The 25828-nt window shown below is 29.3% G+C and carries 26 protein-coding genes and 1 tRNA gene; 3 read left to right on the forward strand and 24 right to left on the reverse strand.

Annotated elements, in window-relative coordinates:
• Positions 1 to 128: 128 nt before the first annotated feature.
• The 6 genes from NL43_RS06635 to mvk form a co-directional block, all read right to left on the reverse strand.
• Positions 129 to 3722, reverse strand: a complete 3594-nt coding sequence (locus NL43_RS06635) for an Ig-like domain-containing protein (RefSeq protein WP_158005562.1) — start codon at positions 3720 to 3722, stop codon at positions 129 to 131.
• A 264-nt stretch (positions 3723 to 3986) separates the two neighbouring features.
• The gene (idsA, locus tag NL43_RS06640; protein WP_069593273.1) at positions 3987 to 4970 is read right to left on the reverse strand and encodes a short chain isoprenyl diphosphate synthase IdsA; all 984 of its coding nucleotides are present in this window, start codon (positions 4968 to 4970) and stop codon (positions 3987 to 3989) included.
• A 5-nt stretch (positions 4971 to 4975) separates the two neighbouring features.
• Positions 4976 to 6319 carry an RNase J family beta-CASP ribonuclease gene (locus tag NL43_RS06645; protein ID WP_069593274.1) on the reverse strand — a complete coding sequence of 448 codons (1344 nt, stop codon included), beginning with the start codon at positions 6317 to 6319 and terminating at the stop codon, positions 4976 to 4978.
• A 1-nt stretch (position 6320) separates the two neighbouring features.
• A complete protein-coding gene (gene fni / locus NL43_RS06650; protein WP_069593275.1) occupies positions 6321 to 7370 on the reverse strand; it encodes a type 2 isopentenyl-diphosphate Delta-isomerase in 1050 nt (349 codons plus the stop codon).
• 43 nt (positions 7371 to 7413) lie between these two features.
• Complete coding sequence (locus tag NL43_RS06655; RefSeq protein ID WP_069593276.1) at positions 7414 to 8202, reverse strand: isopentenyl phosphate kinase; 789 nt, start codon at positions 8200 to 8202, stop codon at positions 7414 to 7416.
• 22 nt (positions 8203 to 8224) lie between these two features.
• The gene (mvk, locus tag NL43_RS06660; protein WP_069593277.1) at positions 8225 to 9193 is read right to left on the reverse strand and encodes a mevalonate kinase; all 969 of its coding nucleotides are present in this window, start codon (positions 9191 to 9193) and stop codon (positions 8225 to 8227) included.
• Positions 9194 to 9685: 492 nt separating this feature from the next.
• Between mvk and NL43_RS06665 the strand changes: the two genes are divergently transcribed.
• Positions 9686 to 10537, forward strand: coding sequence for an MEMO1 family protein (locus tag NL43_RS06665; RefSeq protein ID WP_069593278.1), 852 nt, complete (start codon positions 9686 to 9688; stop codon positions 10535 to 10537).
• Positions 10538 to 10633: 96 nt separating this feature from the next.
• On the opposite strand, the gene rpsB is transcribed toward NL43_RS06665, so the two are convergent.
• The 17 genes from rpsB to NL43_RS06750 all read right to left on the reverse strand — a co-directional run bounded on the left by rpsB (position 10634) and on the right by NL43_RS06750 (position 20492).
• Positions 10634 to 11230: a 30S ribosomal protein S2 gene (gene rpsB / locus NL43_RS06670; RefSeq protein ID WP_069593279.1), complete on the reverse strand. Its 597-nt coding sequence runs from the start codon at positions 11228 to 11230 to the stop codon at positions 10634 to 10636.
• A 66-nt stretch (positions 11231 to 11296) separates the two neighbouring features.
• Positions 11297 to 11482 carry a 4Fe-4S binding protein gene (locus NL43_RS06675; protein WP_069593280.1) on the reverse strand — a complete coding sequence of 62 codons (186 nt, stop codon included), beginning with the start codon at positions 11480 to 11482 and terminating at the stop codon, positions 11297 to 11299.
• A 12-nt stretch (positions 11483 to 11494) separates the two neighbouring features.
• Positions 11495 to 12739 carry a phosphopyruvate hydratase gene (gene eno, locus NL43_RS06680; protein WP_069593281.1) on the reverse strand — a complete coding sequence of 415 codons (1245 nt, stop codon included), beginning with the start codon at positions 12737 to 12739 and terminating at the stop codon, positions 11495 to 11497.
• Between the two features lie 124 nt (positions 12740 to 12863).
• Complete coding sequence (locus tag NL43_RS06685; protein ID WP_069593282.1) at positions 12864 to 13055, reverse strand: DNA-directed RNA polymerase subunit K; 192 nt, start codon at positions 13053 to 13055, stop codon at positions 12864 to 12866.
• 151 nt (positions 13056 to 13206) lie between these two features.
• Positions 13207 to 13374: a DNA-directed RNA polymerase subunit N gene (locus NL43_RS06690; protein ID WP_069593283.1), complete on the reverse strand. Its 168-nt coding sequence runs from the start codon at positions 13372 to 13374 to the stop codon at positions 13207 to 13209.
• Between the two features lie 6 nt (positions 13375 to 13380).
• A complete protein-coding gene (locus NL43_RS06695; protein ID WP_069593284.1) occupies positions 13381 to 13785 on the reverse strand; it encodes a 30S ribosomal protein S9 in 405 nt (134 codons plus the stop codon).
• 23 nt (positions 13786 to 13808) lie between these two features.
• Positions 13809 to 14231, reverse strand: coding sequence for a 50S ribosomal protein L13 (locus NL43_RS06700; protein ID WP_084790450.1), 423 nt, complete (start codon positions 14229 to 14231; stop codon positions 13809 to 13811).
• Between the two features lie 15 nt (positions 14232 to 14246).
• Entirely contained in the window at positions 14247 to 14606 is a 360-nt protein-coding gene (locus NL43_RS06705) for a 50S ribosomal protein L18e (protein ID WP_069593286.1), read from the reverse strand.
• Between the two features lie 5 nt (positions 14607 to 14611).
• Entirely contained in the window at positions 14612 to 15409 is a 798-nt protein-coding gene (locus tag NL43_RS06710; RefSeq protein ID WP_069593287.1) for a DNA-directed RNA polymerase subunit D, read from the reverse strand.
• A gap of 23 nt (positions 15410 to 15432) precedes the next feature.
• Positions 15433 to 15825 carry a 30S ribosomal protein S11 gene (locus NL43_RS06715; RefSeq protein WP_011406457.1) on the reverse strand — a complete coding sequence of 131 codons (393 nt, stop codon included), beginning with the start codon at positions 15823 to 15825 and terminating at the stop codon, positions 15433 to 15435.
• A 46-nt stretch (positions 15826 to 15871) separates the two neighbouring features.
• Positions 15872 to 16423, reverse strand: a complete 552-nt coding sequence (locus NL43_RS06720; RefSeq protein WP_069593288.1) for a 30S ribosomal protein S4 — start codon at positions 16421 to 16423, stop codon at positions 15872 to 15874.
• A 45-nt stretch (positions 16424 to 16468) separates the two neighbouring features.
• A complete protein-coding gene (locus NL43_RS06725; RefSeq protein WP_069593289.1) occupies positions 16469 to 16927 on the reverse strand; it encodes a 30S ribosomal protein S13 in 459 nt (152 codons plus the stop codon).
• Positions 16928 to 17216: 289 nt separating this feature from the next.
• Positions 17217 to 17300, reverse strand: a tRNA-Ser gene (locus NL43_RS06730).
• Positions 17301 to 17658: 358 nt separating this feature from the next.
• Positions 17659 to 18624 carry an RNA-guided pseudouridylation complex pseudouridine synthase subunit Cbf5 gene (locus NL43_RS06735; protein WP_069593290.1) on the reverse strand — a complete coding sequence of 322 codons (966 nt, stop codon included), beginning with the start codon at positions 18622 to 18624 and terminating at the stop codon, positions 17659 to 17661.
• A 96-nt stretch (positions 18625 to 18720) separates the two neighbouring features.
• Positions 18721 to 19527, reverse strand: coding sequence for an NAD(+) diphosphatase (gene nudC, locus NL43_RS06740; protein ID WP_069593291.1), 807 nt, complete (start codon positions 19525 to 19527; stop codon positions 18721 to 18723).
• Between the two features lie 118 nt (positions 19528 to 19645).
• Complete coding sequence (locus NL43_RS06745; protein WP_069593292.1) at positions 19646 to 19843, reverse strand: histone family protein; 198 nt, start codon at positions 19841 to 19843, stop codon at positions 19646 to 19648.
• Positions 19844 to 20153: 310 nt separating this feature from the next.
• Entirely contained in the window at positions 20154 to 20492 is a 339-nt protein-coding gene (locus NL43_RS06750) for a TIGR04076 family protein (protein ID WP_069593296.1), read from the reverse strand.
• Between the two features lie 136 nt (positions 20493 to 20628).
• On the opposite strand from NL43_RS06750, the gene NL43_RS06755 reads away from it, so the two are divergent.
• A complete protein-coding gene (locus NL43_RS06755; protein ID WP_198923194.1) occupies positions 20629 to 21351 on the forward strand; it encodes an AzlC family ABC transporter permease in 723 nt (240 codons plus the stop codon).
• 9 nt (positions 21352 to 21360) lie between these two features.
• Positions 21361 to 21690, forward strand: a complete 330-nt coding sequence (locus NL43_RS06760) for a branched-chain amino acid transporter permease (RefSeq protein ID WP_069593293.1) — start codon at positions 21361 to 21363, stop codon at positions 21688 to 21690.
• 372 nt (positions 21691 to 22062) lie between these two features.
• On the opposite strand, the gene NL43_RS06765 is transcribed toward NL43_RS06760, so the two are convergent.
• Entirely contained in the window at positions 22063 to 25332 is a 3270-nt protein-coding gene (locus NL43_RS06765) for an Ig-like domain repeat protein (RefSeq protein ID WP_069593294.1), read from the reverse strand.
• Positions 25333 to 25828: the final 496 nt, after the last annotated feature.

Below are 25828 nucleotides of genomic sequence, written 5' to 3' on the forward strand. Positions count from 1 at the left end.
TCTATATATATACTATATATTATTATGAGTTATATATACATTGTGTTGAAAAAATAGATTCAAAGATATTAAAGAAGTCATGAAAAAAAGAATAAAAAAAATGAGAAATTAAGAAGAAAATTATCTCCCTAATTTGATAATTTAGTCTTAGAGTAACTTGAAGGTTTATTCATATTATATAATAAACTAGTCCAACTTGGAGAAGTAGATCCCCAATAGTTACCATTAATAGACTTAATAGTTCCACCATTAGATATTGCACTTCCAGCAGCACTTGCAACATTACTTATGAAATTATTTTTATTTGCTGTTAAATTACCTACAGTTACAATAGCTCCTCCACCATTATATGTACCTATAGCATGGTTTGATGTGAAATTACTATTTGTAATTGTAGCATTAGCATCTATCATCATAGCTCCACCAGCAGATGAATTAGTACTGTTTGCAACATTGCTTGTGAATACTGCTTTAGTTATATTTAATGATGAACCTTCAAAGTAGAATGCTCCACCATATACTGTTTTACCTTTAGCTAAGTTATTTGTAAATCTTGTGTAACTAGAAGTTAATGTACCACTATAGAAGTACACTGCTCCACCAATAGACATACCTGTTGAAGTTGCCTTATTAGCTGTAAATACACTGTTTACATAGGATGCATAAGTTATATAATTATATGTTGCTCCACCATAGGTATTTTTTCCAGTTGCTGTGTTTGAACGGAAAGTAGAGTTATATACTAATAATATTGTATTTTGATTATATAATGCTCCAGCACCAGCTACAGAGTTAGTTGATTTAGCAGAATTACTATTAAATGTAGTATTTAATACATATAACTGACCATTAAAGTTAGCTACTGCTCCACCAAATACATATCCTGTTCCAGATACAGTATTATTTATAAATGTATTATTATTTAATGATAAATTACCAGATACTTTCTTAATTGCTCCACCTGTTGCATTTACTCCCGTTGCTGTATTATTTATAAATGTACAGTTATAAACTGTTGTATTTGAATTTATCAAGTATAATGCAGTTCCACCAGCATTATTTCCTGATGCTGCATTGTTAATGAATTTTATATCCACTAATACAATATTATTTCCAGTATTAATTATAGTAGAATCACTTGTTTTATACATTTTATTATTTCTAATTGTTGTATTATACATTACAAGATATCCTGTTGCATATATAGCAGATGCGGATAAACTTTCATTTGCTTTAAGATTATCAAATACACAATTATCCACATATATTACACCAATAGATGAAACTGTACCTGTTAATGAGGAAGCAGTAGTGGAATTTGTAAATGTTATATTTCTAATATTTACTGTGGATTCATTACCATTATTTGCAAATAAGTACCCTTTTTTATTACTACCTGATAATATTACTGAGTTAGGATTACTTAAACCAGTTATATTAACAGAACGTGTAGTGGTTAGATTATTTTCATAATATGTTCCAGCAGTTACATATACTGTACCATTAATAGCTACATGACTTAATGCATATCCAATTGTTTTATATGGACTTGATTTACTACCAATATTTGAATTATTACCATTTTTACTTACGTAAACTTCATTTAATCCTTTTACAGTTATACTTCCCGTATATGTGGATCTGTTATATGCACCATTTCCATTATATACTACTTTTAGTGTAATATTACTATTAGCAAATGTATTTGCTGGTTTATATGTGAATTTTACAGAACCATTTGTTAAATTATATGTACCAATTACTGCATTATTTACACTTACAGTTACACTTCCTGTACCAACAGCTTTTCCATTATTATCAGTTACATTAACTGTTGATGTACCAGTTTGACCTATAGTAATATTTATTTTTGAAGAAGTGGTTTTAGTTATAATCTTATTTAACACTAATTTTGCAGTACCATTAACTGAGTTATATATGTTATCTGCAGTATACACAGCAGTTATAGTATAAGTTCCTGCATTAAGAACTGATAATCTATTGCTGAGTGAAGCTATTCCATTTGAAACCTTTGCAAATCCCATACTTGTTCCATTTACATAGAATTGTACTCGACCTATATTTAATTTATTACCTACCACATCTAATACTGTAGCATTAAATATTACAACATTACCTGTTGTTGTATTGATTGATTTTACAGATATTTTTGTTGAAATATATTTCATTGTAGTATTTAATGTAGCATTAGCACTGTTATAAATATTAGTTGCATTTATTCCAGTACAACTAGCCATTGTTAAAAGATTAGCATTATATATTGCTCCACCTTGTTTTGCACTATTTTCATTGAATTTAGAACTTGATAATGCAGAGGTGTTTTTATTATATATTGCTCCACCATATGTAGCCGTGTTATTTCTAAATGTATTTCCAGGCATTTCACATAAACCATTATTATATATTGCTCCACCTAGAGATGTTGCACTATTTTTAATCATGGAATTATATATGATAATTGCAGTTTTTTCATTATCTACTGCTCCACCATTTTTACTTGCAGAATTTCCTGTAAGATTATTATTTCTAAGATATAATGTTCCAATATTATATATTGCTCCACCATTCTTACTTGCACTGTTATATGTTAGTATATTGTTATCTGTTATGTTTGTAGTATTATTAGAATATAAGAATCCACCATATTGTGCTTTGTTTGTTGTTGCATTATTTGCTTTTACAACTACTATTCCTTTGTTTGCAATTGCACCACCAGTTTGGGAAGCATTATTTTCTCGGATTATATTTTTCTCAATGAGTGCATATTCTCCATTATGTATTGCTCCACCATATTTACCTCTATTTTGTTTAAGAGTGTTTCCAGTGATTGTTGCATTACCATTATTAGTAATTGCTCCTCCAAGTTGTCCTGCTGTGTTTAATGCCATTCTATTGTTCATTATTGTTATGTTTCTTGCATTATGTACTGCTCCACTCCATTGAGTTGCAGTGTTTTGTGTGAAGTTATTGTTTCTAAGATACATTACTCCATAGTTATATATTGCTCCACCATTTTTAGTTACATGGTTTGCTATAAAGTAATTATTATCTGTTATTGTTGAATTTCCCATTGAATATAATGCTGCACCAAAGTTTGCATTATTATTGATAAATGTATTGTTTTTAAGTATTATTGTTCCTTTGTTGTATAATGCTGCTCCTGTTGTTGAATTTGCATTTGTAAATACTATGTTTTTTATTGTTATGTTATATTTATTAGTTATAAGTAGTATTCTTGTCTTGTTTTGTCCATCAAAGGTTATTGTTTTTCCATATATTCCAATTATTGAAAATATTGTTGCTCCACTTTTTACTGTGGTATTGTCAATTGTTAGTTGATTATTAAACTTGTATGTATCACTATTTGCATTATTGTTTGTTACTAATTGTATTGTTCCATTGTTTGTTATATGTGATAATGCTTGTTCAAGTGTTGTTGCATTATTTATTGTTTTACCATCACCTGTACCATTACTGGTTACATATATTATGTCACTTGTATCTTTGGATAATGTTTTTTGATTATTTGATGATTTGATATTTGTTATATTTTCATTAGTTATTGATTTCATATTTTGAACTTCATTAACAGTACTTTGTGTTTGAACACTTACTGAACTGTCTTGAACATCATTCATATCATCACTAGAAGAATTTGTTGCTGAGATTGCTCCTACTGAAGTTAATATAAATAATATCAATAATGAAGTTAAAATAAGATGTTTTTTATTAAAAATAATCTTTTCCTCCATTTTTATAAATAAATACATTATTCATAATAGATATTATTAAAATAATGAATAAAAACAAATTATTCTAGTATATATTTATTTAAATTAAACTTTATAAAGTTTTATAAAAAATGGAACATGTTGTGATAAATAGGAAAGATAGGTTATTAGAATACTAAATCAAGTATAATGAAATTAAAAATAAAAAAAAGAAGGGGAGTATATTATTTATAATTAAGCTTTTCTACTAAATACAAAGTCAGCTAATTTAAATAATGCTTCCTTAGCATCACTATCTGGAAGTACAGCAAGTGCTGATTTAGCCTCAATTACACAATCATATGCTACATTTCTTGCATATGTAATTGCACCATATTTATTTAATAAGTCCATAGCTTCTGGTATAATACTTTCATCATTTGCTTCAAGTAATTCAACTAAGCGTGCACGATCATCAGAATTTGCTTTTTCTAATGCATATATAACCATGAGTGTTTTTTTACCTTCTACAAGGTCACTACCTACAGGTTTACCAATTGATTCATCACCAGTGAGATCTATATAATCATCTTGTATTTGGAAAGCAAGACCTACTTTTCTACCATAAATTCTTAATGCTTCAATTTGAAGAGAGTTTGCTCCACCAATAATAGCTCCAGCAGTTGTTGCTCCTGTTATTAATGCACCAGTTTTCTTATAAATCATGTTCATATATTCATCTTTAGTTACTTCAAAAGTATCTTCAAATGCCATGTCAAGAGCTTGTCCTTCACATATTTTAATACAAGAATCTACTAAAACTCTTAATGCATCAATTACACGTTCATAAGGTATGTTTTCATCTGCTGTTTTAATAATAGTTTCATATGCTTTTGCAAATAATGTGTCTCCAGCAAGAATTGCTAATGCATCACCCCATTTTTTATGTACAGCAGGCATTCCTCTTCGAGTATCATCATTATCCATTAAATCATCATGAATAAGACTGAAAGTATGAATTAATTCAAGAGAAGCAGCAGTTTTTAATGCTTTATCAGTATCTCCACCTACTGCTTGACAACTTAAAACTGTTAGTGCTGGCCTGAATTTTTTTCCTCCAGCTTTAATTAAGTGTGCTGAAGAATCATGTAAACTTTCAGGTTCTAATGTGCTTAATGCTTCTCTTATTTCTTTATCTACATCTTCAGAGTATGCTTTTAATATATCAGTTACATCCATTTTAATCACCTATTAAATACTTGTGCTTGTCCATTTCTTAGTATGTGAACATCATTTCCTAATTTATATCCTTCTTGTTCAGCTAATTCTACAAATGCTGCAAGGTTACTTAAGTCCCCGTGTGCTGGTATTAAATGTTGTGGGTTTAACATTCTTACAAAGTCTCTTAAATCTTCTGGTCCTGCATGTCCGGAAACATGTATATTATTATAAACTCTTGCTCCTCTTTCTCTAAGTCTTCTATCTAATAAATCACGATTTGCAATATTTATCGGATTAGGAATTGTTGTAGCAGAGAATATCACATTATCTCCCGGTCTTATTTCATAATTTGTTTTATTATTTGCTATTCTTGGAAGTAATGCATCTGGTTCTCCTTGATGTCCTGTTACTAGTAACATGTATTTTGATCTATTATCATTAGCACGAGATAATGCTTTGTTAATTGCTTTGGAATTACCATATAAACTTACATTACGAGGTAAGTTAAGTATTCCCATTGATTCTGCTAGTGAACAGTATCTTTCCATTGAACGTCCAAGAATCATTATTTTTCTTCTACTTCTTTCTGCAATTTTTGTTATTGCTTGTATTCTTTCAATATGACTTGAAAAAGTTGTTACAATAAGTCCTTTTCTTTCTTCTAAAGGTCCTTTTAGAACATCTTTTAATAAGTCTCTTGCTATTTTTTCAGAGTGTGTTTTTCCTTGATTTTTTTCTTTGATGTTTGTTGTATCAAGAATTGTTGCTTTAACACCTTTTTTACCTAATTCTCTGAAACGTCTGTAATCAGGTGGTGGTGATACCATTTGATGATTATCAAATTTAAAGTCGTTTGCATATACAATTACTCCTTCAGGAGTGTGTAATGCTGCTGTGATTGTTTGTGGTATACTATGAGTTGTTCTTACAAATTCAAGAGTTAAGTTTGGTGAGATTTGTAGTTTTTCTCCAGGATTTAAAGTCTTTAATGGATTATTTACTTTGAATTTACGTTCACTTTTTATTGTTTTTTCTATTAATGCTAGTGTATATGGTGATGCAATAATTGGTGCTTCATATCTATGTGCCAGCTTTGCTATAGCTCCTATATGGTCAAGGTGACCATGAGTACATACTATTGCCCTTACTTTCCCATCTACTTCTCTCATTAATGTATCATCAGGTATTACTCCTCTTTCAATGAGATCTAAACTATGCATTCTTGCAATATCCGTATCTTCATGGATATGTAATCTATCAAGGTGTATTCCCATATCAAATATAACTACATCATCATTTACTTTTACTGCAGTCATGTTTTTTCCAATTTCTTCATATCCTCCAACTGCGATAACTTCTATTGTCAAATTATATCCTCCTTGTATATTTTTTTGTATCTATTTCAAGTTCATTTAGTATTTCTCTTGTTTTTCCTGTAATTATTAATTTTTTCTCTTTAAGTTCATCTATGTTAGATGCTCCAACAAGAAACATTGCTGTTTTAAGTTCTCTTGTAAATTGATTTATTTTTTCTTCAATGTATGTATGTCCCATGTATGCATGTTTTAAGAATGGTAGTGCCATACCTACACAGTCAGCTCCAAGTGCTATTGCTTTTGCTGCTTCAAGACCATTTCTTATTCCACCTGAAGAAATTACTGGTAGATTTGTTGATTCAAGAACTTCTATTGTACTTACAGCTGTTGTAATTCCCCAATCCCAGAAGAGATTTCCTAGATGTGGATTATCTGCACGGTATGTTTCTACTGCAGCCCAACTGGTTCCACCTACTCCTTGAATATCAATGGCATCTACACCTATTTTTTCAAGTATTCTAGCATCATCCATACTTATTCCAGCACCTGTTTCTTTTGCTATTATTGGAATATTTGTTGAATCACATATTTCTTTGATATGTTCAACATATCCTTTTGCATTTATATCTCCTTCAGGTTGTATGATTTCCTGTAGTGGGTTAAGATGAATTGCTAACATATCTGTTTCTAGCATTTCTATTGCTTTTGGTGCATATTCTACTTGAGGTGCTCCTATATTTCCTATAATTACTGCATGTGGTGCACTTTCTCGTACTATTGTAAATGTATCTTTAAGTTCAGGATTAGATATTCCTGCTCTTTGACTTCCCACACCCATTGCTATATTTGTATTTTCTGTAGCTATTGCTAGGTTTTCATTTATTCTTTTACTTTCTGTGTGTCCACCGGTTATTGCTGATATGATTAGTGGTGAATCTAGTTTTTTACCTAGTAATTCTATGGATGTGTCAATTTCTTCAAAATCTACTTCGGGTAGTGATCTATGAACTAGATTTATATCTTCAAATCCTGTTGTTATATGATGTTCTACATCATAGTTTTTACATATTTCAAGATGTTGTAGTTTTCTATCCGATATCACTATTCATCAACCTCCTATTAGTTTTTATTATAGATGAAAATAATTATTTTATAATTGTACCTTTAACTTCTTGTCCGGATACTGCTAGTTTTATGTTTCCTGGTGTTTCAGCATTTATTATTTGAGATTCTATTCCTTCTTCTGCTAGTTGAAGTAATTCTTTTATTTTTCCACCCATTCCACCAGTTACATCAGCTTGATCTTCATTTTCAGTTAAGGTTAATTTAGTGTCTTTTGTTACTATATCTATTAACTTAGCTTCAGGATTTATTTTTGGATTATCTGTGTATATTCCATCTACATCAGATGATAATATTACACGGTCAGCTTTTAATTCTTTTGCAAGATATGTTATTAATTGGTCTCCAGATATTATTGCAAATTTAATATAATCATTATAATCTAGTACTGCATCACCATAGAGTACTGGTACAAATCCATTATCTATGTATTGTTTTATGATTTTTGTATCACATACTGCAATTCTTTTATTATCTGTTACAATGAATGAGGAAGGTTTTATTCCTATTGCTGGAACTCCTTTTTCATGTAATTTTTCTACTACTATATAATTTAGTAGTTGTACTGAAGCTTGTGTTCTACAGAGACCTTCTAACTTGTATAGATGATCATTTACATTACCTATAACATCACCTATTCCAAATTTTTTTGCATAAATATGTCCATATGAACCTGCTCCGTGCACTATCACCATATCTTCATTATATGCAGATACTTCTTGAGCTATTCTATCTAAGTTAACTTCATCTATAGTGGGCTTATCAGCATCTTTTATTGTTAAAGCACTGCCCCCAATCTTTAATATAATCATATAAATACCCTTTTAATTTTTTTTAGTCAATAAGTTTTGCTTGAACACCATAATCAGACTGTTCACATTTAAATGTTGCATATTTCTTACTTAGTTGTTCATAGACTTCATCACTATTTTCTGGACAATATGCTATAATACAGCCTCCTCCACCACTACCTGTTAGTTTTGATCCTAGAGATCCGTATTTTCGTGCTTCATAAACCATGTCTGATAATTCAACAGTATTTACTCCTATTGCATCAAGTAATCCTTGATTTATATTCATAAGATGTCCAATCTTTTTAGAATCACCCTTTTCAAGAGCTTTTTTTGCATCGGTTGCTATTTGTTCCATTGCTGTGAAAATATTTCCAATTATCTTAGGATATTTTTCATATTTTATTCTCACGGATTCAACTAATTTTCCTGTATTACCACTGATTTCACAGTTTGAAACAATAAGTGGTAACTGCATATCAAAATTAATTCGGCTAAGTTCAAAGTTTTCATCAATAAATATTATTCCACCATATGTACTCATAGATGTGTCAATGGGACTTGCAGCTCCTTGGATTTTAATTTCAATTTCACGAGCCTTGTGTGCTATTGTTTTTTTATCTAAATCAAATCCTGCATATATTGACACGGCCTTCAATGTTGCTACTGATACAGCTGCTGATGAACCTAAACCTGCACCTAAATACATTTCAATATTTACAGTTAAGTTAAAACCTTTATCAAATTCAAATAAGTTAATAACTTCATATATATAATCAGTAATTATCTTTTTTTGACTATCTAACTTGAAGTTAAGTTTTTTATCAACTAATTCAAGTTCTGCAGAATAATCTATAATAGGTACTGTCACTTGAACAATATTATCATTTCTTGATGTTAGTTCTACATGCACTCCCCTGTTAATTGCAACAGCAATTGCAGGTTTTTTATGTACAACTGAATGTTCTCCAAATAAAATTATTTTTCCTGGTGCAAATGCCTTGATTTTCATAAATTATTCTCCAATATAATCAAAAGGAAAAAAAGTATTATAAATATTTATTTAAATAAAAAAAGTAATTATAACAGAATATCATTAGTTACTCTGATTACTAATAAACCTATTATCTACATTTAGAATTTTAAATTATGACATTACAAATTAAGTTTAAGAAAAATAATAAAATATCTTCAAATATTTTACTAAATACATGTTCTTAAATTATTTAACTTGTTTTATAATACTTTTATCTTATAAAAATAAGATAAATCCCCTTAATATGATTCTCAAGTATAAAAACCATTATACTACTCAGATAACATTAAATTATCTTCTAAATTATTCTTATGAGAATCTGTTAATTATATATATCTAAAAATTTATTAATATATCTTACTATAAAAAAAAATAAATTCTAAGAAAAATAAAAAATAAAAAACAATAAATCTAATAATTTTTAAATTAGATAATATACTTTTAATAAATAAAAATAGGTGATAATTAATGATTAGAAAACCATGTGTATCAGGACTATTCTATGCTGGAAATTATGAAATACTTAAAAATACACTAGATGAAATATTTAAAACAACAGAAAATAAAATACCAACAAAATCAATGGAAAAATATAATATTACAGCAGGTATAATGCCTCATGCAGGTTATGTATTTTCAGGAAAAACAGCAAGTTACACAGCACAAAAAATAGCAGAAGATGGAATACCTGAAACAATTATTATAATAGGACCTAATCACACAGGATATGGTAGTAATGTAGATCTTAGTGATTCACTACTTTGGAAAACACCTCTTGGAAATGTGGAAGTAGACACTGAATTTATTGAAGAACTAGTAAAAGAAGATCATAATGCAAATATCAATGAATTAGCACATATAAAAGAACATAGTATTGAAGTAGAAATACCCTTTCTACAATACATAGCAAACAAACAGAATAAGACATTTAAAATTGTGCCAATAATTATAACAAGACAAGAAAAAGAAATATGTACTAAACTTGCAAAAAGTATTAAAGTAGTGAGTGAAAAATTAAACCGACAATGTATAGTTATAGCAAGTACTGATCTTACACATTATGAAGATAATGAAACTGCAAAAATAAAAGATGAAAAAGTACTAAAAACAATAGAAGACATGGATATCAATTCACTCATAAATGAGATAAAAGAGTATGATATAACAATGTGTGGATATGGTCCAACAATAACTGCAATTAAATATTCCCAATTAAGAAATGCTAATAAAAGTAGAATTCTCAACTATAGTAATAGTGGCGATGCATATGGTGACTATGAAGAAGTAGTAGGCTATGCTTCAGCAATAATTGAAAAATAATATTAAAATATAAAAATAAGTTAAAAATTACTAAAATAATCTAATAAAAAAAAGTATTCAATAGAAGAAATAAATCTTCTATTAATCCCACCTACATTATATTTTTAATTCAAAGTCAGTAGGTTCTAAATCAAATTCTTCATCAGAAGATAAGATTCCTCTTTCTCTTAATATTTGTCTAGCTAATAACCAGTAAACAAGAGCAATTGCTTTTCTACCTTTGTTGTTTACAGGAATTACTACATCAACATTACATAATAAGTTTTCTGTATCACATAAAGCTACTACAGGAATACCATTTTGTTTTGCTTCAATTACAGCTTGAGAATCTGATCTTGGATCTGTAACAACTAAGATTTTTGGTTCGATGAATTTTGAGTATTGTGGGTTTGTTAATGTACCTGGTATAAATCTACCTGGAATAGTTTTTGTACCTGTTACTTCACCGAATTTTTTAACTGGTGCTTGACCATATTGTCTTGTGGATACTACGAGAATTTCATCAGGGTTGTATTTTGATAATAATTTTGCAGCTACCATTATTTTATCATTACTGCTTTTAACATCTAATACATGAAGCCCATCTGCTCTTACTCTGTATATATATTTTTCCATATCTTTGGTTTTTTGTTGAGTACCTATGTGTAAACCTGCTGCAAGGTACTTATCTAATGGTATTAATAATTCTGACATTTTTAATTTCCTCATTTAGTTTAATTATATTAATTTTTAAATTTCCTCATTTAGTTAAGATGAATATTAATAATATAATGAAATTGCATTTGTTGGACATACATCCATACATGCATTACATCTACAACAATTGTCTAATTGTCTAATAATTAATACATTGTCTTCTACATCAAATACTTGCATTGGACATAAATCCAGACAATCTAAACAATCAATTCCATTACATTTCATGTAATCAATATTAATATTCATACATAACTCCGATTATAAATCAGCCATTTTAGGATTTACTAATTCTTCTTCAATTCTGACTAATTCATTAAGTTTAGCAATTCTTTCTCCACCAGCTGCTCCTGTTTTTATAACAGGTGCATTGAATGCTACAGCTAAGTGTGCAATTGTTTCATCGGTTGTTTCTCCAGATCTGTGTGATACAACTGGTACATATTTATTAGCTTTTGCTAATTTAATAGTGTTGTATGTATCTGTTAAAGTACCTATTTGGTTTGGTTTAATGATTAAGGAATTTCCTGCATGAGCTTCAATACCTTTAGCTAATATATCAGCATTGGTTACAAATAGGTCATCTCCACAAATTAAACAATCTTTTCCAGATTTACTTGTTAATTCAGCAAATGCTTCGAAATCATTTTCTTGGATTGGATCTTCTACATAGAAGAATTTATATGTATCAATTAAGTCTGCGATGTAATCAATTTGTTCTTCAACAGTTCTTGATGTACCTTCACGTTCATATACATATTTTTGTTCTTCTTCATTCCAGAATTCACTTGATGCTACATCTAATCCTGGTCTTACTAAAACACCAGTTTCATCAGTGATTTCTTCACATGAAGATGTTTGAATTTCAAGAGCTTCTTCATTTGTTAAGTTAGGAGCCCATCCACCTTCATCTCCTTTTCCACCAGTGAAAGTTTTATCTTTTTCTTGGATTTTAGCTTTGATTCTTCTGTGAACATTAATGTTAGTTGTAATTGCTTCAGTTATATTAGAAGCTCCTACTGGAATTACTAAAAATTCTTGAATATCTGGTGCATTTGTACCAGCATGTGCTCCACCATTAATCATGTTTCCTAATGGGAAAGGAATTGATGTTGGCATAATTCCACCTAGGAATTTATATAATGGGAGATTGTAACTTGATGCTGCTGCTTTAGCTGTTGCCATAGAAACAGCTACTGCTGTATTTCCACCAATTAGTGAGAAATTATCAGTTCCATCGATTTCGTGTAATACATTGTCAATTTCTCTTAAATCTTCTGCTTCCATTCCTATAATTTCAGATGATATTAAATCTTCTACATCTTCAATTACTTGATCTACTCCACCATCAGGAAATGATGCTACTTCGTTGATTCCAGTACTAGCTCCACTAGGTGCTGCTGCTCTTCCAAATCCATTCCATGTTAAAACATCAGCTTCAACAGTTGGATTTCCTCTACTATCTATAATTTTTCTTAATCGTACGTCTTCTATTACACTATCCATAAAAAACACCTCTTTTAAATGTAGAAATAGTTGCTTAATTAAAGGGCTATGTTTTTATTTCTTATAAGTGTATAAATAAGAAAGTTTTTTTCTATACTCATGGATTAAAAATAAATAAAAGAATTTAATCTACATATTCATCTTTAACTACTGCATCTAATGGAAGTACACCTTCCTCATATTCATTTATCGCTATTTTAATTGGATCTTGATCTGGTGTAAATTCAACCATTGGTTTTGCACCCATTGAGATTTGTAAAGCTCTAGCTCCAATTAATCTAGCTCGTTCAAATCTTGTATTACTTCTAGATTGCATATACTTAAATGCTCCTTTAACAGTATATATCCTATTCAACAACTTAACTAAAGTATTCCTCTATTACTCTAAAGTAAAAAGGAGAGGAGTCCTTATTTAATGGAGTTAATACTCCAAATTAGCTCCCTTATTTAGTTTAATAAAATATTCATTACCATACATCAACGTGTGATATGAACATTCTTCTACAACAATATTTTGTAATTCCTAAATCATCGAGAACATCACTTGGATTTTCACCATTTTCTGTTCTTTCCTTGAATTCATCAAAACTTGCTGAAATAACTTTTCCACACGTAAAACATCTTACGAGTAACATAAAAATTTACCTGTAACTTTTTTGTTTTCTAGCTCTTGCACCTGGTCCACCGAATTTTTTGGATTCAGAACGACGTGGATCTCCAACTAACATGGTTCTGTCATATTGTACATATTTATCTTTGAGTGATACATCTCCAGTATATTCTACTAATCCTTTAGCAATTACCATACGTGCTGCTTCTGCTTGACCCATTATTCCTCCACCAACTACTCTTACATCGATGTCTACGGAATTTACTAAATCATCACCAGCTAATTCTAATGGTTCGTATAATTTTAATCTTGCTAATTCAGGTTCGTATAATTCAACTGGTTTACGGTTTACTCTTATTCTTCCAGTACCTTCTTTAACGGTACCTCTAGCAATAGCGGTTTTCCTTTTACCACTGGTATGTACTGTTTTACTCATATTTTACACTACCTTGAATTTATTTAAAATTTAGCACCTAATAATTTTGATATTGTTCCTAATTCCATACTTTTTGTTATGTTTTTAGGTTGTGCTTCTTCTATTTCAACTACTTCTTGTCCCACTAATTCTTTAGGAACTCCTACATTAACTTTTAAGTTTTTGTAAGCGGTTCTTCCATGAGCTTTTCTGTAAGGAATCATTCCTCTAACAGTTCTTCTAAATATATCATCTGGTCTACGTGGGTATTTTGGACCTAAATCTCTTGGGTTTGAGATACTTGCTCTATCTACTCTTTGTTTGTATCTAGCATAGAGGTAATCTTTGTTACCAGAAATAATTATTTTTTCTGCATTGATGATAGTGATTTCTTCCCCGTTTAAGAGTTTTTTACTGACTGTACTTGCAAGTCTTCCTAGTACTAGTCCTTCTCCATCGATAATTATTGCCATTCCATTCACCTACTTTATGATTTTAACATTAGATCCTTTTGGATTTTCAGCCATAAGTTCATCAATTTTTAGGCATTTTCCGCCTGCAGCTGTAATTTTACGTTCTGCTTCTTGTGAAAATTTAAATGCAGCTACAGTTACTTTTGTTGTTATACTACCTTCACCTAAAACTTTTCCTGGTACAAGTATAGTTTCATCATCATTAGCATATTTGTCTATATGGTAAACATTTACTTCTTTGTTTTTTCTATTAGCTCTTGAAATATCGTTAGCAACAGCTTTCCATATAGGAGCATTTTCTGCAGATGATTGTTTGGTGAGGGATTTTATTAAATTTACAGTGTTTGGGTTAGTTTTTGATAATTTCATTTTTACTATTCCTCCTCATTCACAAAATTTATGATATTATCTGCTTTTTCTGATAGTATATCACAAGCCATTGTAAGTACTTCTAGTGGTTTTAATGATCCGTCTGTTTCAATTTTGAATATGTATTTTCCTGTTTCAAAATCAACTACTATTGCATTATCATCTTTTTCAGATAATCTTTGGCAAGTTCTACATGTTGAACATTTTTCTACATTATCTACTACTAATGAATCATTTTCCATTTGTAATACATTTCTTGGACATTCTTCAACATATTCTTCAATATCAGTGATTTTTTCATTATCTATTGATATTTTTGGATAATATTTATATCCACAAGTGGTTGTTGCCTGCCATTTTGCATGTTCTGATCCTAATCCTAGTTCTGCGATAGCTTCTAATTCTACTTCTTCGCCTTCTTGAAGTCTTACTATTGGTATTGTATCATAAACTGGTTTTATAGCTGGGTCGTCTGATTTTAGATCTTTTGAATATACTATTTTAGGACCTTTTTCTTTTAAAAGAAATGAAACACTACAGTTTGAGCAATGAGATTCACAGTCACAATCTGATGGCATTATATATGATTCTAAGTCTGTTACTATTGGAATTAATCCTAATCTATGAGCTAATACTTCATCAAACATTTTTGCATCATTTTTATAAATGTTTACATCTTCAATTGCAAGTGTAGGAATTTCTACAAGGCATATCCTTCGGATTGTATTTATAAATGTGTCATCTACACCTTCAACTACAAATACAGCTCTTTCATCATCCTGTTCTCTAATTTCTATATTCATATTTTGACCCTTCTAAAAAGTAATTATACTCTTCTACCTCTTTTACCGCCAGGTCTACCAGTACCATCGTGAGGTATAGGAGTTACATCTTCGATTTTACCAATTTTAATACCAGCTCTTGCTAATGCTCTTATTGTTGCTTGAGCACCAGGTCCTGGTGTTCTTGGTCCGTTTCCTCCAGAAGCTCGTACTTTAATATGAAGTCCAGCAATTCCTTTTTCTTTAATATCATCTGCAACACGGTTAGCTGCTTCCATAGCTGCAAATGGTGATGATTCTTGTCTGTCTGATCTTACTACTTTTCCACCAGACCATTGGGTTATAGTTTCAGCACCGGTTATGTCAGTAACAGTTATAATAGTGTTGTTGAAAGATGAGTAAACGTGAGCTACACCCCATTTATCTTTTTCTGCCATTATATCACCTAAATTTTAATTATTTTTAATTATATTTCCCTTTTTATTAGTCATCATTAGGTTCTTCTTCTACTGCTGCTACTTCTTCGGTTTTTTCTTGATTATCGAATTGTTTTGCAACTGTGGAACCTGGATAGAAGTCTATATTTTCTTCATCAGCTTTTTCTACTAAGTGTCCTGGTGCATTGATTTTTCTACCATTTAAGGTAATGTGACCATGTACAACAAAGAGTCTTGCTTCTTTAGCAGTGTGACTTAAACCTCTTTTGTATACTAAACTTTGTAATCTTCTTCTTAATACATCTTCTACATTAAGATCTAATACTTCTTCAAGTTTAGCATTAGGTGATATGAAACCTGCTCTTACAAGATGATCTAATAATTCTTTTTCTTGTTTTGCTCTTTCATCTACATCCATACCTAAGATAATACGAGCATCTCTTCGGTATCTTTTTACTCTAGATTCAGCTTTCCAGATTTCTTTTTTGTTTTTTAATCCGTATTTAGTTGCTAATCTGTTTTCTTCTTTTATACGATCTGCATTCCATGGATGTGATGGAGTGTCATATTGTTTTCGTGGTTTTTTTGGATGTCCCATAATCAAATCTCCTTCATGATTTTAATTAAAAATTTTCATTTCCATTTATTTACCTGGTCTTGTTCTACTTACACCAACAGAAGATCCATGTCTAAATGTTGATTTTGTTCTTTGACCACGTACTGGAAGTCCAACTTCGTGTCTTTTACCTTTGTAACTTCTAATCATTTTCATTCTGTTTAAGTCATCACGTATTGTCATGTCTAAGTCAGATTCGATTAAGTGTTTGGTTTCTCCAGTTTCATAATCATTTCTTCTATTTAAGAACCATTCTGGAATTCCAAATTCTTGAGGATTTTCAAGAACGTCTTCTATTTTTTTAACAGATTCATCTTCAAGATAACCTATTTGTTTATCTTGGTCTAAGTCTGCTACTTTACATATTGCAACAGCAAATGCTTTTCCGATTCCTGTAATTTCGGTTAAAGCTGAAACTGTTGTTTTGTTTCCGTCTACGTCTTTACGTGTAATACGGACCATATGTCTAAATTCTTGTTCAGCCATTATAATTCTCCTTGAATTTTTATAAAAATACTAGATTAATCTAATGTGTGTTTGAAGTAATTTCTATTATATAAGAAAAAATAAGCTTTGGATTAATTATAATTATTAAAAGAAGAAATATCTAGAATATTTATTTATTGTTGTAATCTTTTTCAGAATTAATCTAGTTAAAACAGGGTTTTTTCTGTTTTTTGTTATTGATTATAAATAATAAATAAATAGTTTAAAAAAAGTCATTTTTTTTAATGAAACTTCCAGATATCATTTTTTGTTCTAAAATAATTATAAACGCCGAGACTGGGATTTGAACCCAGGAGGAGATCACTCCACAAGATTTCCAGTCTTGCGCCTTACCAAGCTAGACTATCTCGGCATCTCTATATTATAATTATTTTACAAGATTTTTTCATCTTTAAAATAAAAATATCTACATTCTCAATATAAATCTTCTCAAATAGTACTAATTTTTTACTACTATAGATTAAAGATTAATATTTACCAATGAGAGAGTATACTCTCTTATATTTCATTATGTTTTTATTCTTACATAGCCAAAGCTATTCTATGTAAAAAATCTTATAATATTATTCTTTGAATAATATTTAAATATTGACCTCGCCCTTAATACGTATATTAAAGGTTCTACAGTTAATAAAAAAATTGTTTATAATTTCTATTTGAAGAATAATCATATTAAAAATAATATTTTTTATTATTTTTTTCCTATGTTATTACTTCCACATCATAGGATATGTTTGAGGTTGTATAAATACTTTTTGGATATTAACTACTGTTTTTGTTTTTGAAGTCAATATTTCATCAACAGAATAAAGGCTTCTACCAACAGCTAATAACTCATCCTTTAATGTCATGACTGCTATAACATTATTTTCATGTATTTGACTGTTTATTTTAACAATACCACTATTTGCAAGGTCTGCTCCATGACATATTGCATCTACAGCAGAATCTTTTACATATATTTTTTTCACATATTTTGTTGTATGTTCCATTGGTTGAATTAATTGTCTAAGTAATCTTTCATCCTCCTCTTGTTTGTAGAAATAGTATGCATCAGTTATATCTTGTAGTGTTGTTAATGTTTCATCTTCTTTAAATGATCCAGCCATTGTTCGTCTTAGTTCTGCCATGTGTGCTCCACAACCTAATGCTTCTCCTATATCATGACAATATTTTCTTATATATGTTCCTGCTTCACATTTAACTCTAAATAGTACATCTTGATTATCTTGTATTTCAAGTAGTTTTAATTCATATATTGTACGTACTCTTAAATCTCTTTTTACTGCTGATTTAATTGGAGGAAGTTGGTATATTTTACCTGTAAATTCATCAAGTATATTAATTATATCTTCTTCAGGTACTGGTTTATGTAATCTCATTAGACATACATATTCTTTTGGTGATAATAATAGTAATTGTAGTGATTTTGTTGCAGTATTTAATGCTACAGGTAGTACTCCTGTTACTTTTGGATCTAATGTTCCACCATGACCTGTTTTAGATATATTCATTATATCTCTTACCCATATATCTATTTCATGTGAAGTTGGTCCTGATGGTTTATCTAGATTTATTATTCCTTTATTAATATGTTCTTCTATACTTCTTTCACTTGGAGAACAACCATAGTTATAATCTGTTTCTGCTTCACATTTATATTCATATTCTGTCATGGTAAATCAAAATCCTATTTTATTAGTATTGTTTTATATTTATAGTTTTAATAGCTTATAGTTTTTTAGATTAAAATTATGAGTTTAATTAAAAGTTTAGTTAGAATTACAGAAGTCGTCTATTATCTTAGAATATATACTAATACTACTTTCTGTTTTTTCAATTTCTTCTTTTTTAAACAATTTTGCTTTAAGTATTTCATTGCCATCTACTTTTATTTCACCACTATCATATTCTGCTTTATATGCACACATTAATGAGTTTGGAAATGGCCATGATTGACTTCCAATATATTTTAGGTTTTTGATATTTATTCCTACTTCTTCTTTAACTTCTCTGTGTACTGCATCTTCTATAGATTCTCCAGGTTCTACAAATCCTGCTATTAATGCATATTCTACCTTGGTATCATAACTATGTCTTGCCATTAGTAACTTATTATCTTTTTGTATTCCTATTATTACTGCAGGTTCTATTGTTGCGTGGTGTGATTTACCACAATTTGGACATTTTAAGTTCATATGTGTATCTTTTAATTTTGTTTTTGTTCCACATCTTCCACAGTATTTATTATTAATATACCATTCATTTATTAGTACTGCTCTTGTACTTATTTGATATGTTTCTGGATTTATCATATAAACTTCAGTTAAATCATGAAAATTAGTATCTTCATCTACATTACATGTAAAACAAGGCTTATTTTTATATTTACCTATGTAAAATTTGAAATTAATGGTAAATTTATTTAATTTATTTTGTATAACTAGAGGAATAGTATTATCTTTTGTTAAGTATACTTGACGTTTATTATTTACTAGTATATAATATGCTTCAGTATTTACATCATAATCTTTATTAAAATCAAGTTCATAATTCTTATAAATAGACTCCTCATACATAATACTAAATATAATATTCGGATAAAATAAAAGTAACTACAATAAAATTATTGTTCTAAAAGAAAAAGTTAATAAATCATTGGAAATTAAAAAAAGAATAAAAGTGAAGAAATTAAACTTATATTGCTAATTCAATATCTTCAGCTTTAACAGTTTTTCTTCCTGCGTGTTTTGCAAGAGCTACTGCTTGTTTACTGATTTCGTCACCATATTCTTCTAATACTTTTGCTAATTCTACTTTAGCATCGTCGCTTACTCTAGCTGCACCTGCGTTTTTAATAATTCTTGCAATTGGTGCTAATGGTAATTCTGCCATATTTTTTTCCTCCTAAATTTTTTATTAATTAATATTCTAACTGTCATTCTATTTATAGTTAATTGAAAACTTAAGGATAAATTATAGTTATAACCTCGAATAAATTTTAATTTAATATCCAATACATATAATTTTGATAATGTAAATAGAAAATAAATTGATATTATAATAAACTTTATTATTCATAGTTTAAACCATAAACATTATAGTATTTCAATAAAATGTAGTTAGCTAATGAAGTATAAAATTATATGTTGATAAAATTTATTAAAAAAAAAGTTGAAAAATAAATTATATCATTTAAACAATATTATTCATTATCTACCTTTGATGATATTATATCCGTTGCTTCTAATTTAAATATCACTGGTCTTAATCCATCATTACAACATACTATTGCACATCCAGGTTTATCTGTCCAATCATGGTTATAGAATACTACATTTTCAGCACCATGTGCTAATGCAAATACGTATTGATATATTGCCTTCCATGCTTCATCACAAAATCCTTCAGGTTTTGCATAGTCTGCATAGTACACCTGACCTTCTTCATGAAATGGACATGTACTTAATCCTTCCACACCATATTCATTAGCTAAATCTTCATCTAATGTTGTTTTTAGTACTGTTATTTTAACTTTTTTCATCATGTTCATATTATCACCTACTAATAGTAGTATTTATTAATATTATATTATAAATAATAAAAAATAACAATAGTTATATAATGATTTAGAGAAATATAAAACATACAATACCAACAAAACAGGAAATATAATAACATTGAAACACAAAATTATAAAAAAATACAACAAACAAATAACTGCCTTAAAAAGTGCATTTCCACAAACAATACCCATACTAACAGGATTTCTATTTCTAGGATTATCATATGGATTATATTCAAATACACAAGGATTTACATTCATATATCCATTAATACTAAGTTTAACCATATTTGCAGGGTCTGCAGAATTCATGGTAATTACATTCCTCACAGGTACATTTAACCCACTTCTCACATTCATAGTAACATTCATCATAAATGCAAGACACATATTTTACTCAATAACCATGCTTGACAAGTACCGAGGATATAACTGGAAAAGTATTTATCTAATATATGGATTATGTGATGAAACATTTGCCATAAATCACACAGTACAAATACCATCAAACATAGATAAAGGATGGTTTTACTTTTGGACAACCCTACTTAACCAAATCTACTGGGTTAGTGGTGCAACCCTCGGAGGACTTATTGGTCCATACATAACATTTAATCTTAAAGGAGTAGATTTTGTACTTACCGCATTATTTGTTGTTATATTTATGAACCAATACAATAAAGAAGATAATCATACAGGATCATATATAGGACTATTATTTCCCATAATTTCAATAATCATATTTGGTAATGAAAACTTCATAATACCCTCAATGATTTCCTTTATCATATTCTTCACAATTTTCAGAAAAAAATACGATACAAAAAACAGGAGTTAAAAATAAAATATGCAACTATATCAAGAAATTATAATAATATTAGTAGCATCACTAGCAACACTCATCACAAGATTTCTACCATTTATCTTCTTTAGAAGTGATGATAAAACACCAGCATATATTAAATATATGGGAAATGTTTTACCCTCATCAGTATTTGGATTAATTGTAATATATGCCCTACGAAATACCACTATCCTAACAGGAAGTCATGGAATTCCCGAAGCAATAGGAATTATCATCACAATAATACTATACTACTGGAAACATGACATGATTATACCCATAGTAGGTGGAACTATCAGTTACATGATATTAATCCAATTCATTTTCGTATAATTTAATTAACAAAAATTATACTTCATTAAAATTTCTATTTAAATAAAATATAAAATAAATACAAATTATTTATTAAATTCCCTACATAAAACTACCCTAAAAATCCAATAAAAAAAAGTATAATATAATAATTTAAAACTAAATTCAAAAAAAACAAGAAAATTCAAATTCTCCACCCAAAAAAAAAATACTAATTCAAACTATTTTCAAATGAAAATCAGGAAAAAATATGAATTTTTATAATAACTTAGAAAAATTAGACAAAAAATAACTGAAAAATTTCTTTTAGAAAAAAATAGAAAATCATATTAAAAGAAATTAGAAAAGAAGTTTTCCTATATGAAAACTCCCCTAATCTAACTAACTTCTTTCCTAGTTTTTTATTGTTAGTTCTGTTGTGGTATTTCTACCTTCTAGGTATGCTTGTCTATCTCCTGATACTACCATTACATCTTTAAATGTTTTTACTTTTGTTACATTTACATCTTTGATGTCTATGATTCCATTTCTTACTGTGTAGAAGATTGTGTTATTTTCTGCATCTCTTATTGTTGCATTATTTACTTTTACACAAACTTTATTTACTCCTACTAGTAGGTTTCCTTTGTAATCGGTTATGTTTCCTGTTATGTTCATGGTTTTTGTTGTGTTGTCTATGATTACTTTTGTAAATTGTATGTTTATTGGTGATTTTTCTACATGGAATACTGTGGTGTTTCTTGTATCTGGGTAGAAGATATCATTTTGGTAGACTGCTTCTACTGTATAGTTTCTGGTATTGTTTTTTCCATCGTCACTTGCCATGCCTATTGGTACATGGTAGGTGTATTTTGCTGTGTTATTTTCTACTTTTACTTTAACTACTTTTCCACTTGCATCTTTAAGTGTTACTCCATTTAGTTTGAAGATTACATATCCGTCTTCATTTATTGCTGTCATGTTTGTTCCATGTGGTGTTATGTCTTTGAGGTGTACGGTGAATTCTATGTCTACATCTTGTTTTGTTGTGTTTATTGTTGTTACTGTGATTTGTGCGGTTCTTTTTGCGATTTCTGCGGTTGTAACATCAGATATGTTTGCTTCATAATTGTAGGATCCACTGTATGATGCAGATAAGTTTTTAGCATTTCTTAAGTATAAGTCTGCTGTTAATGTGTAGGTTACTACTCCATCTACTACTTTGAATTTAAGTGGTGCTTCTGTACTGTTAAATGATCCATCATTTCTTAGTGTTTTACCATTTAATTTAAATACTAGGTTACCACCATTTACTTTATCACCATAAATATCTGTTACATATGCAGTTAGGGTGAATTGTTCACCAATAACACTTTTAACTGGATTTATTATGATAATTGTAGCTCTTTTTTCTACGTTGAATGTGGTTTTATTTGTGCTTGGATTGTATGATTTGTTTCCATTGTAATTTACAGTTACATTGTTTGTTCCTAGAACTTTTGTAGTGTAGTTTACACTGTATTTTCCATTTGCATCTGTTATTACTTTTATTGTTTCATCATCGTTTACTGAAATGGTTATTTCAGCATTTGGTACGATGTCATTATCTTCGTCACGTAATTCTCCTTGTATTTCAACGTTTGAACCTATTTTCACGGTGTTGTTTGTTATCACAGTTATTGTTGTGTCTTTTACTATTTCTATGTATGCTGTTTTGTTTATTGGCTGGTAGCTTTTATCTTCTGAGATATATTCGAGTATTATGTTGTTTTCGAATGTTAAGCTACTTTTTGGTATGGTTACGGTTACGTTTCCATTGTTTACTGGGAATTGTTCTGTGTAGTATTCACCGTTTATGTTTACTTTCACATACCCGGTTCTTACTGTGTCATTGTATACGTTTCTTATGTTTATTGTGTAGTTTAATGTGTATATGTTATCATTTAATGTGATTGTCACATCATCAGGACTGCTTGTTTCAAGGTAGTTACTTATGTAGATGTTATTTGTAGTGTTTTGTGATGAGAAGTCATTAAATAACATGTCTCGTTTAAAGTCAGTGTTATTATAGAAGCTGTTTCCAGTTACATTTATATTTGTACTTGTTTCACTGTATACTACGTAACTGTTTTCATCGCTTACTGTGTTGTTAAATAGGTAGTTGTTGTCAAGTATTGTTGATCCATTGTTGTATATTACTGATGTAATTCCATTAGATGATGTTATGTTGTTTGCATTAATTGTAGTGTTACCAGTTAAGGTGTATATTGCAGCACCAGCATCTGCAGTGTTACCTGATACACTATTGTTAGTTATTATAACAGTACTGTTATCATTTGCAACTGCTCCACCACGTGTTGCATTATTACATGTTATATTGTTACCAGTTATGTTAGTACTTCCGAATTGACTAGCAATAGCACCACCATAAATACCAGTGTTGTTTACTAGTTGATTACCCTCAATTACGGTTACACCATTTTCATTAGCAATAGCACCACCATTAGTAGCATTATTACAAGTCATGGTGTTGTTTATGATGTTACCAGAACCAGCCATAATTGCAACACCAGCACCATTATATGCAGTGTTGTTAATCATGGTATTATCAGTTACATTGGTTGTTGTAGTATACCATGAACTTATTTTAGTACCTCCAACTGCTCCACCATTAGTAGCATTGTTGTTAATAAAGGTAGTGTTAGTAACTATCGTATTAGAATCTACGTTACCAATAGCACCTCCACTTCCAGCAGTGTTATTAGCAAAATAGGAGTTATCCACAATAGATAAACCACCAGAATATGTACCGACAGCACCACCAAAAGCGGATTCTAACTGAACATTACTGTAAGGATCATCTGTTTTACCGGTAGCATTAGCTTTGTTACCAGAAAAAGAACTGTTAAAAATTCTAGTTGTAGAGGAACTACCGTATGTTGCAACTGCTCCACCATAACTTGCTCTACCTGTAACTGTATTGTTTATGAAGGAAGAATTTATGATAGTTAAATTTCCACCATTTACACATACTGCTCCACCAAGTACATAATTAGCTGTTTTAGCATTATTATTTATGAATGTACAGTTTATAAGAGTCATGTTTCCATTTCTATTATATACTGCTCCACCATAACAGTATGATCCAAAGAATAACCTAGATGTATAATAACCTGTTCCATTAGTAAATACTATGTTTTGTATTGTTATATTATGGGTGTTTGAACCATAACCTGGACCACCAACAGCAAAAAATATTGATGAGTTAGTTTGTCCATTAAATATAACAGTTCCATTTCCCATTATATTTACTTTGAAATTTGGACAGTATTCATAGTATGAATATATAAAGCTTGTTACATTATATGTTCCTTCTTGAACAATAATTCGTGTGTTATTAAACTTACTCATTTTTTGTTCAAAATTATTGAATACACTCTTATAGTCATATGCTGTTTCTGGAGTTAAACCATCGTTTGTTGCTAATCCATTGGTTGATACATAGTATGTTACTTCACCAGCATCTTCATCCGTTTTTAAACTTTTACTTAAAACATTGATTTTATCATTTTCTTCATTTGTTGAAACTGTTACATCATTAGAAGTAACAGAACTATCTATATTTATTGTATCTGTTGTTATATCACTAGTATCATTACTTGAAATATCTTCTGCAGATACCATTGAAATTCCTAGAATCATTATAAATAATAATATTATGAAATAGATAGTTTTTGAGTGAATTTTGATAAAATACACCCCCTATTATTATAACTGACTAAAATGTAAAATTTTTAGTCATACTTATTTATGAAAAACATATATATATATATATATCACTAATTTTAGAAGATGAAATTTGAATTAAGGAGTAATTTATAAAATAAAAGTAGAATTTAAGCCAAAAAATCTCTAAATCATTGAACAAAGTACTGATTTTTTTGTATTTAAAATTTTAATTTATAAAATAATATTTAAAATAACCAATGATAATATTATTTTGTTGAAAATATATTACTATATAACTTCAGAGAAAACTAGTTTTTTAATCATAAGTTACATCTATAAAAAAAATGGTGATGGTGAAAGATTATTTTTCTTCGGAAATATTCTCCTAAGAATTTTTCTTATTTTTTATCATGTGAATTTATGAGTTTTTGAGCCAATTGTATGTATTGTG

This window comes from Methanosphaera sp. WGK6 (assembly GCF_001729965.1).
Lineage (GTDB): Archaea > Methanobacteriota > Methanobacteria > Methanobacteriales > Methanobacteriaceae > Methanosphaera.

Excerpts from the sequence above, each read along its gene's own strand:
- idsA (WP_069593273.1), bottom strand. The coding sequence starts at position 4,970 with ATGGATGTAACTGATATATTAAAAGCATACTCTGAAGATGTAGATAAA.
- NL43_RS06655 (WP_069593276.1), bottom strand. The coding sequence starts at position 8,202 with ATGATTATATTAAAGATTGGGGGCAGTGCTTTAACAATAAAAGATGCT.
- mvk (WP_069593277.1), bottom strand. The coding sequence starts at position 9,193 with ATGAAAATCAAGGCATTTGCACCAGGAAAAATAATTTTATTTGGAGAA.
- NL43_RS06665 (WP_069593278.1), top strand. The coding sequence starts at position 9,686 with ATGATTAGAAAACCATGTGTATCAGGACTATTCTATGCTGGAAATTAT.
- rpsB (WP_069593279.1), bottom strand. The coding sequence starts at position 11,230 with ATGTCAGAATTATTAATACCATTAGATAAGTACCTTGCAGCAGGTTTA.
- NL43_RS06675 (WP_069593280.1), bottom strand. The coding sequence starts at position 11,482 with ATGAATATTAATATTGATTACATGAAATGTAATGGAATTGATTGTTTA.
- eno (WP_069593281.1), bottom strand. The coding sequence starts at position 12,739 with ATGGATAGTGTAATAGAAGACGTACGATTAAGAAAAATTATAGATAGT.
- NL43_RS06685 (WP_069593282.1), bottom strand. The coding sequence starts at position 13,055 with ATGCAATCTAGAAGTAATACAAGATTTGAACGAGCTAGATTAATTGGA.
- NL43_RS06690 (WP_069593283.1), bottom strand. The coding sequence starts at position 13,374 with ATGTTACTCGTAAGATGTTTTACGTGTGGAAAAGTTATTTCAGCAAGT.
- NL43_RS06695 (WP_069593284.1), bottom strand. The coding sequence starts at position 13,785 with ATGAGTAAAACAGTACATACCAGTGGTAAAAGGAAAACCGCTATTGCT.
- NL43_RS06705 (WP_069593286.1), bottom strand. The coding sequence starts at position 14,606 with ATGAAATTATCAAAAACTAACCCAAACACTGTAAATTTAATAAAATCC.
- NL43_RS06710 (WP_069593287.1), bottom strand. The coding sequence starts at position 15,409 with ATGAATATAGAAATTAGAGAACAGGATGATGAAAGAGCTGTATTTGTA.
- NL43_RS06715 (WP_011406457.1), bottom strand. The coding sequence starts at position 15,825 with ATGGCAGAAAAAGATAAATGGGGTGTAGCTCACGTTTACTCATCTTTC.
- NL43_RS06720 (WP_069593288.1), bottom strand. The coding sequence starts at position 16,423 with ATGGGACATCCAAAAAAACCACGAAAACAATATGACACTCCATCACAT.
- NL43_RS06725 (WP_069593289.1), bottom strand. The coding sequence starts at position 16,927 with ATGGCTGAACAAGAATTTAGACATATGGTCCGTATTACACGTAAAGAC.
- NL43_RS06735 (WP_069593290.1), bottom strand. The coding sequence starts at position 18,624 with ATGACAGAATATGAATATAAATGTGAAGCAGAAACAGATTATAACTAT.
- nudC (WP_069593291.1), bottom strand. The coding sequence starts at position 19,527 with ATGTATGAGGAGTCTATTTATAAGAATTATGAACTTGATTTTAATAAA.
- NL43_RS06745 (WP_069593292.1), bottom strand. The coding sequence starts at position 19,843 with ATGGCAGAATTACCATTAGCACCAATTGCAAGAATTATTAAAAACGCA.
- NL43_RS06750 (WP_069593296.1), bottom strand. The coding sequence starts at position 20,492 with ATGAAAAAAGTTAAAATAACAGTACTAAAAACAACATTAGATGAAGAT.
- NL43_RS06760 (WP_069593293.1), top strand. The coding sequence starts at position 21,361 with ATGCAACTATATCAAGAAATTATAATAATATTAGTAGCATCACTAGCA.
- NL43_RS06765 (WP_069593294.1), bottom strand. The coding sequence starts at position 25,332 with ATGGTATCTGCAGAAGATATTTCAAGTAATGATACTAGTGATATAACA.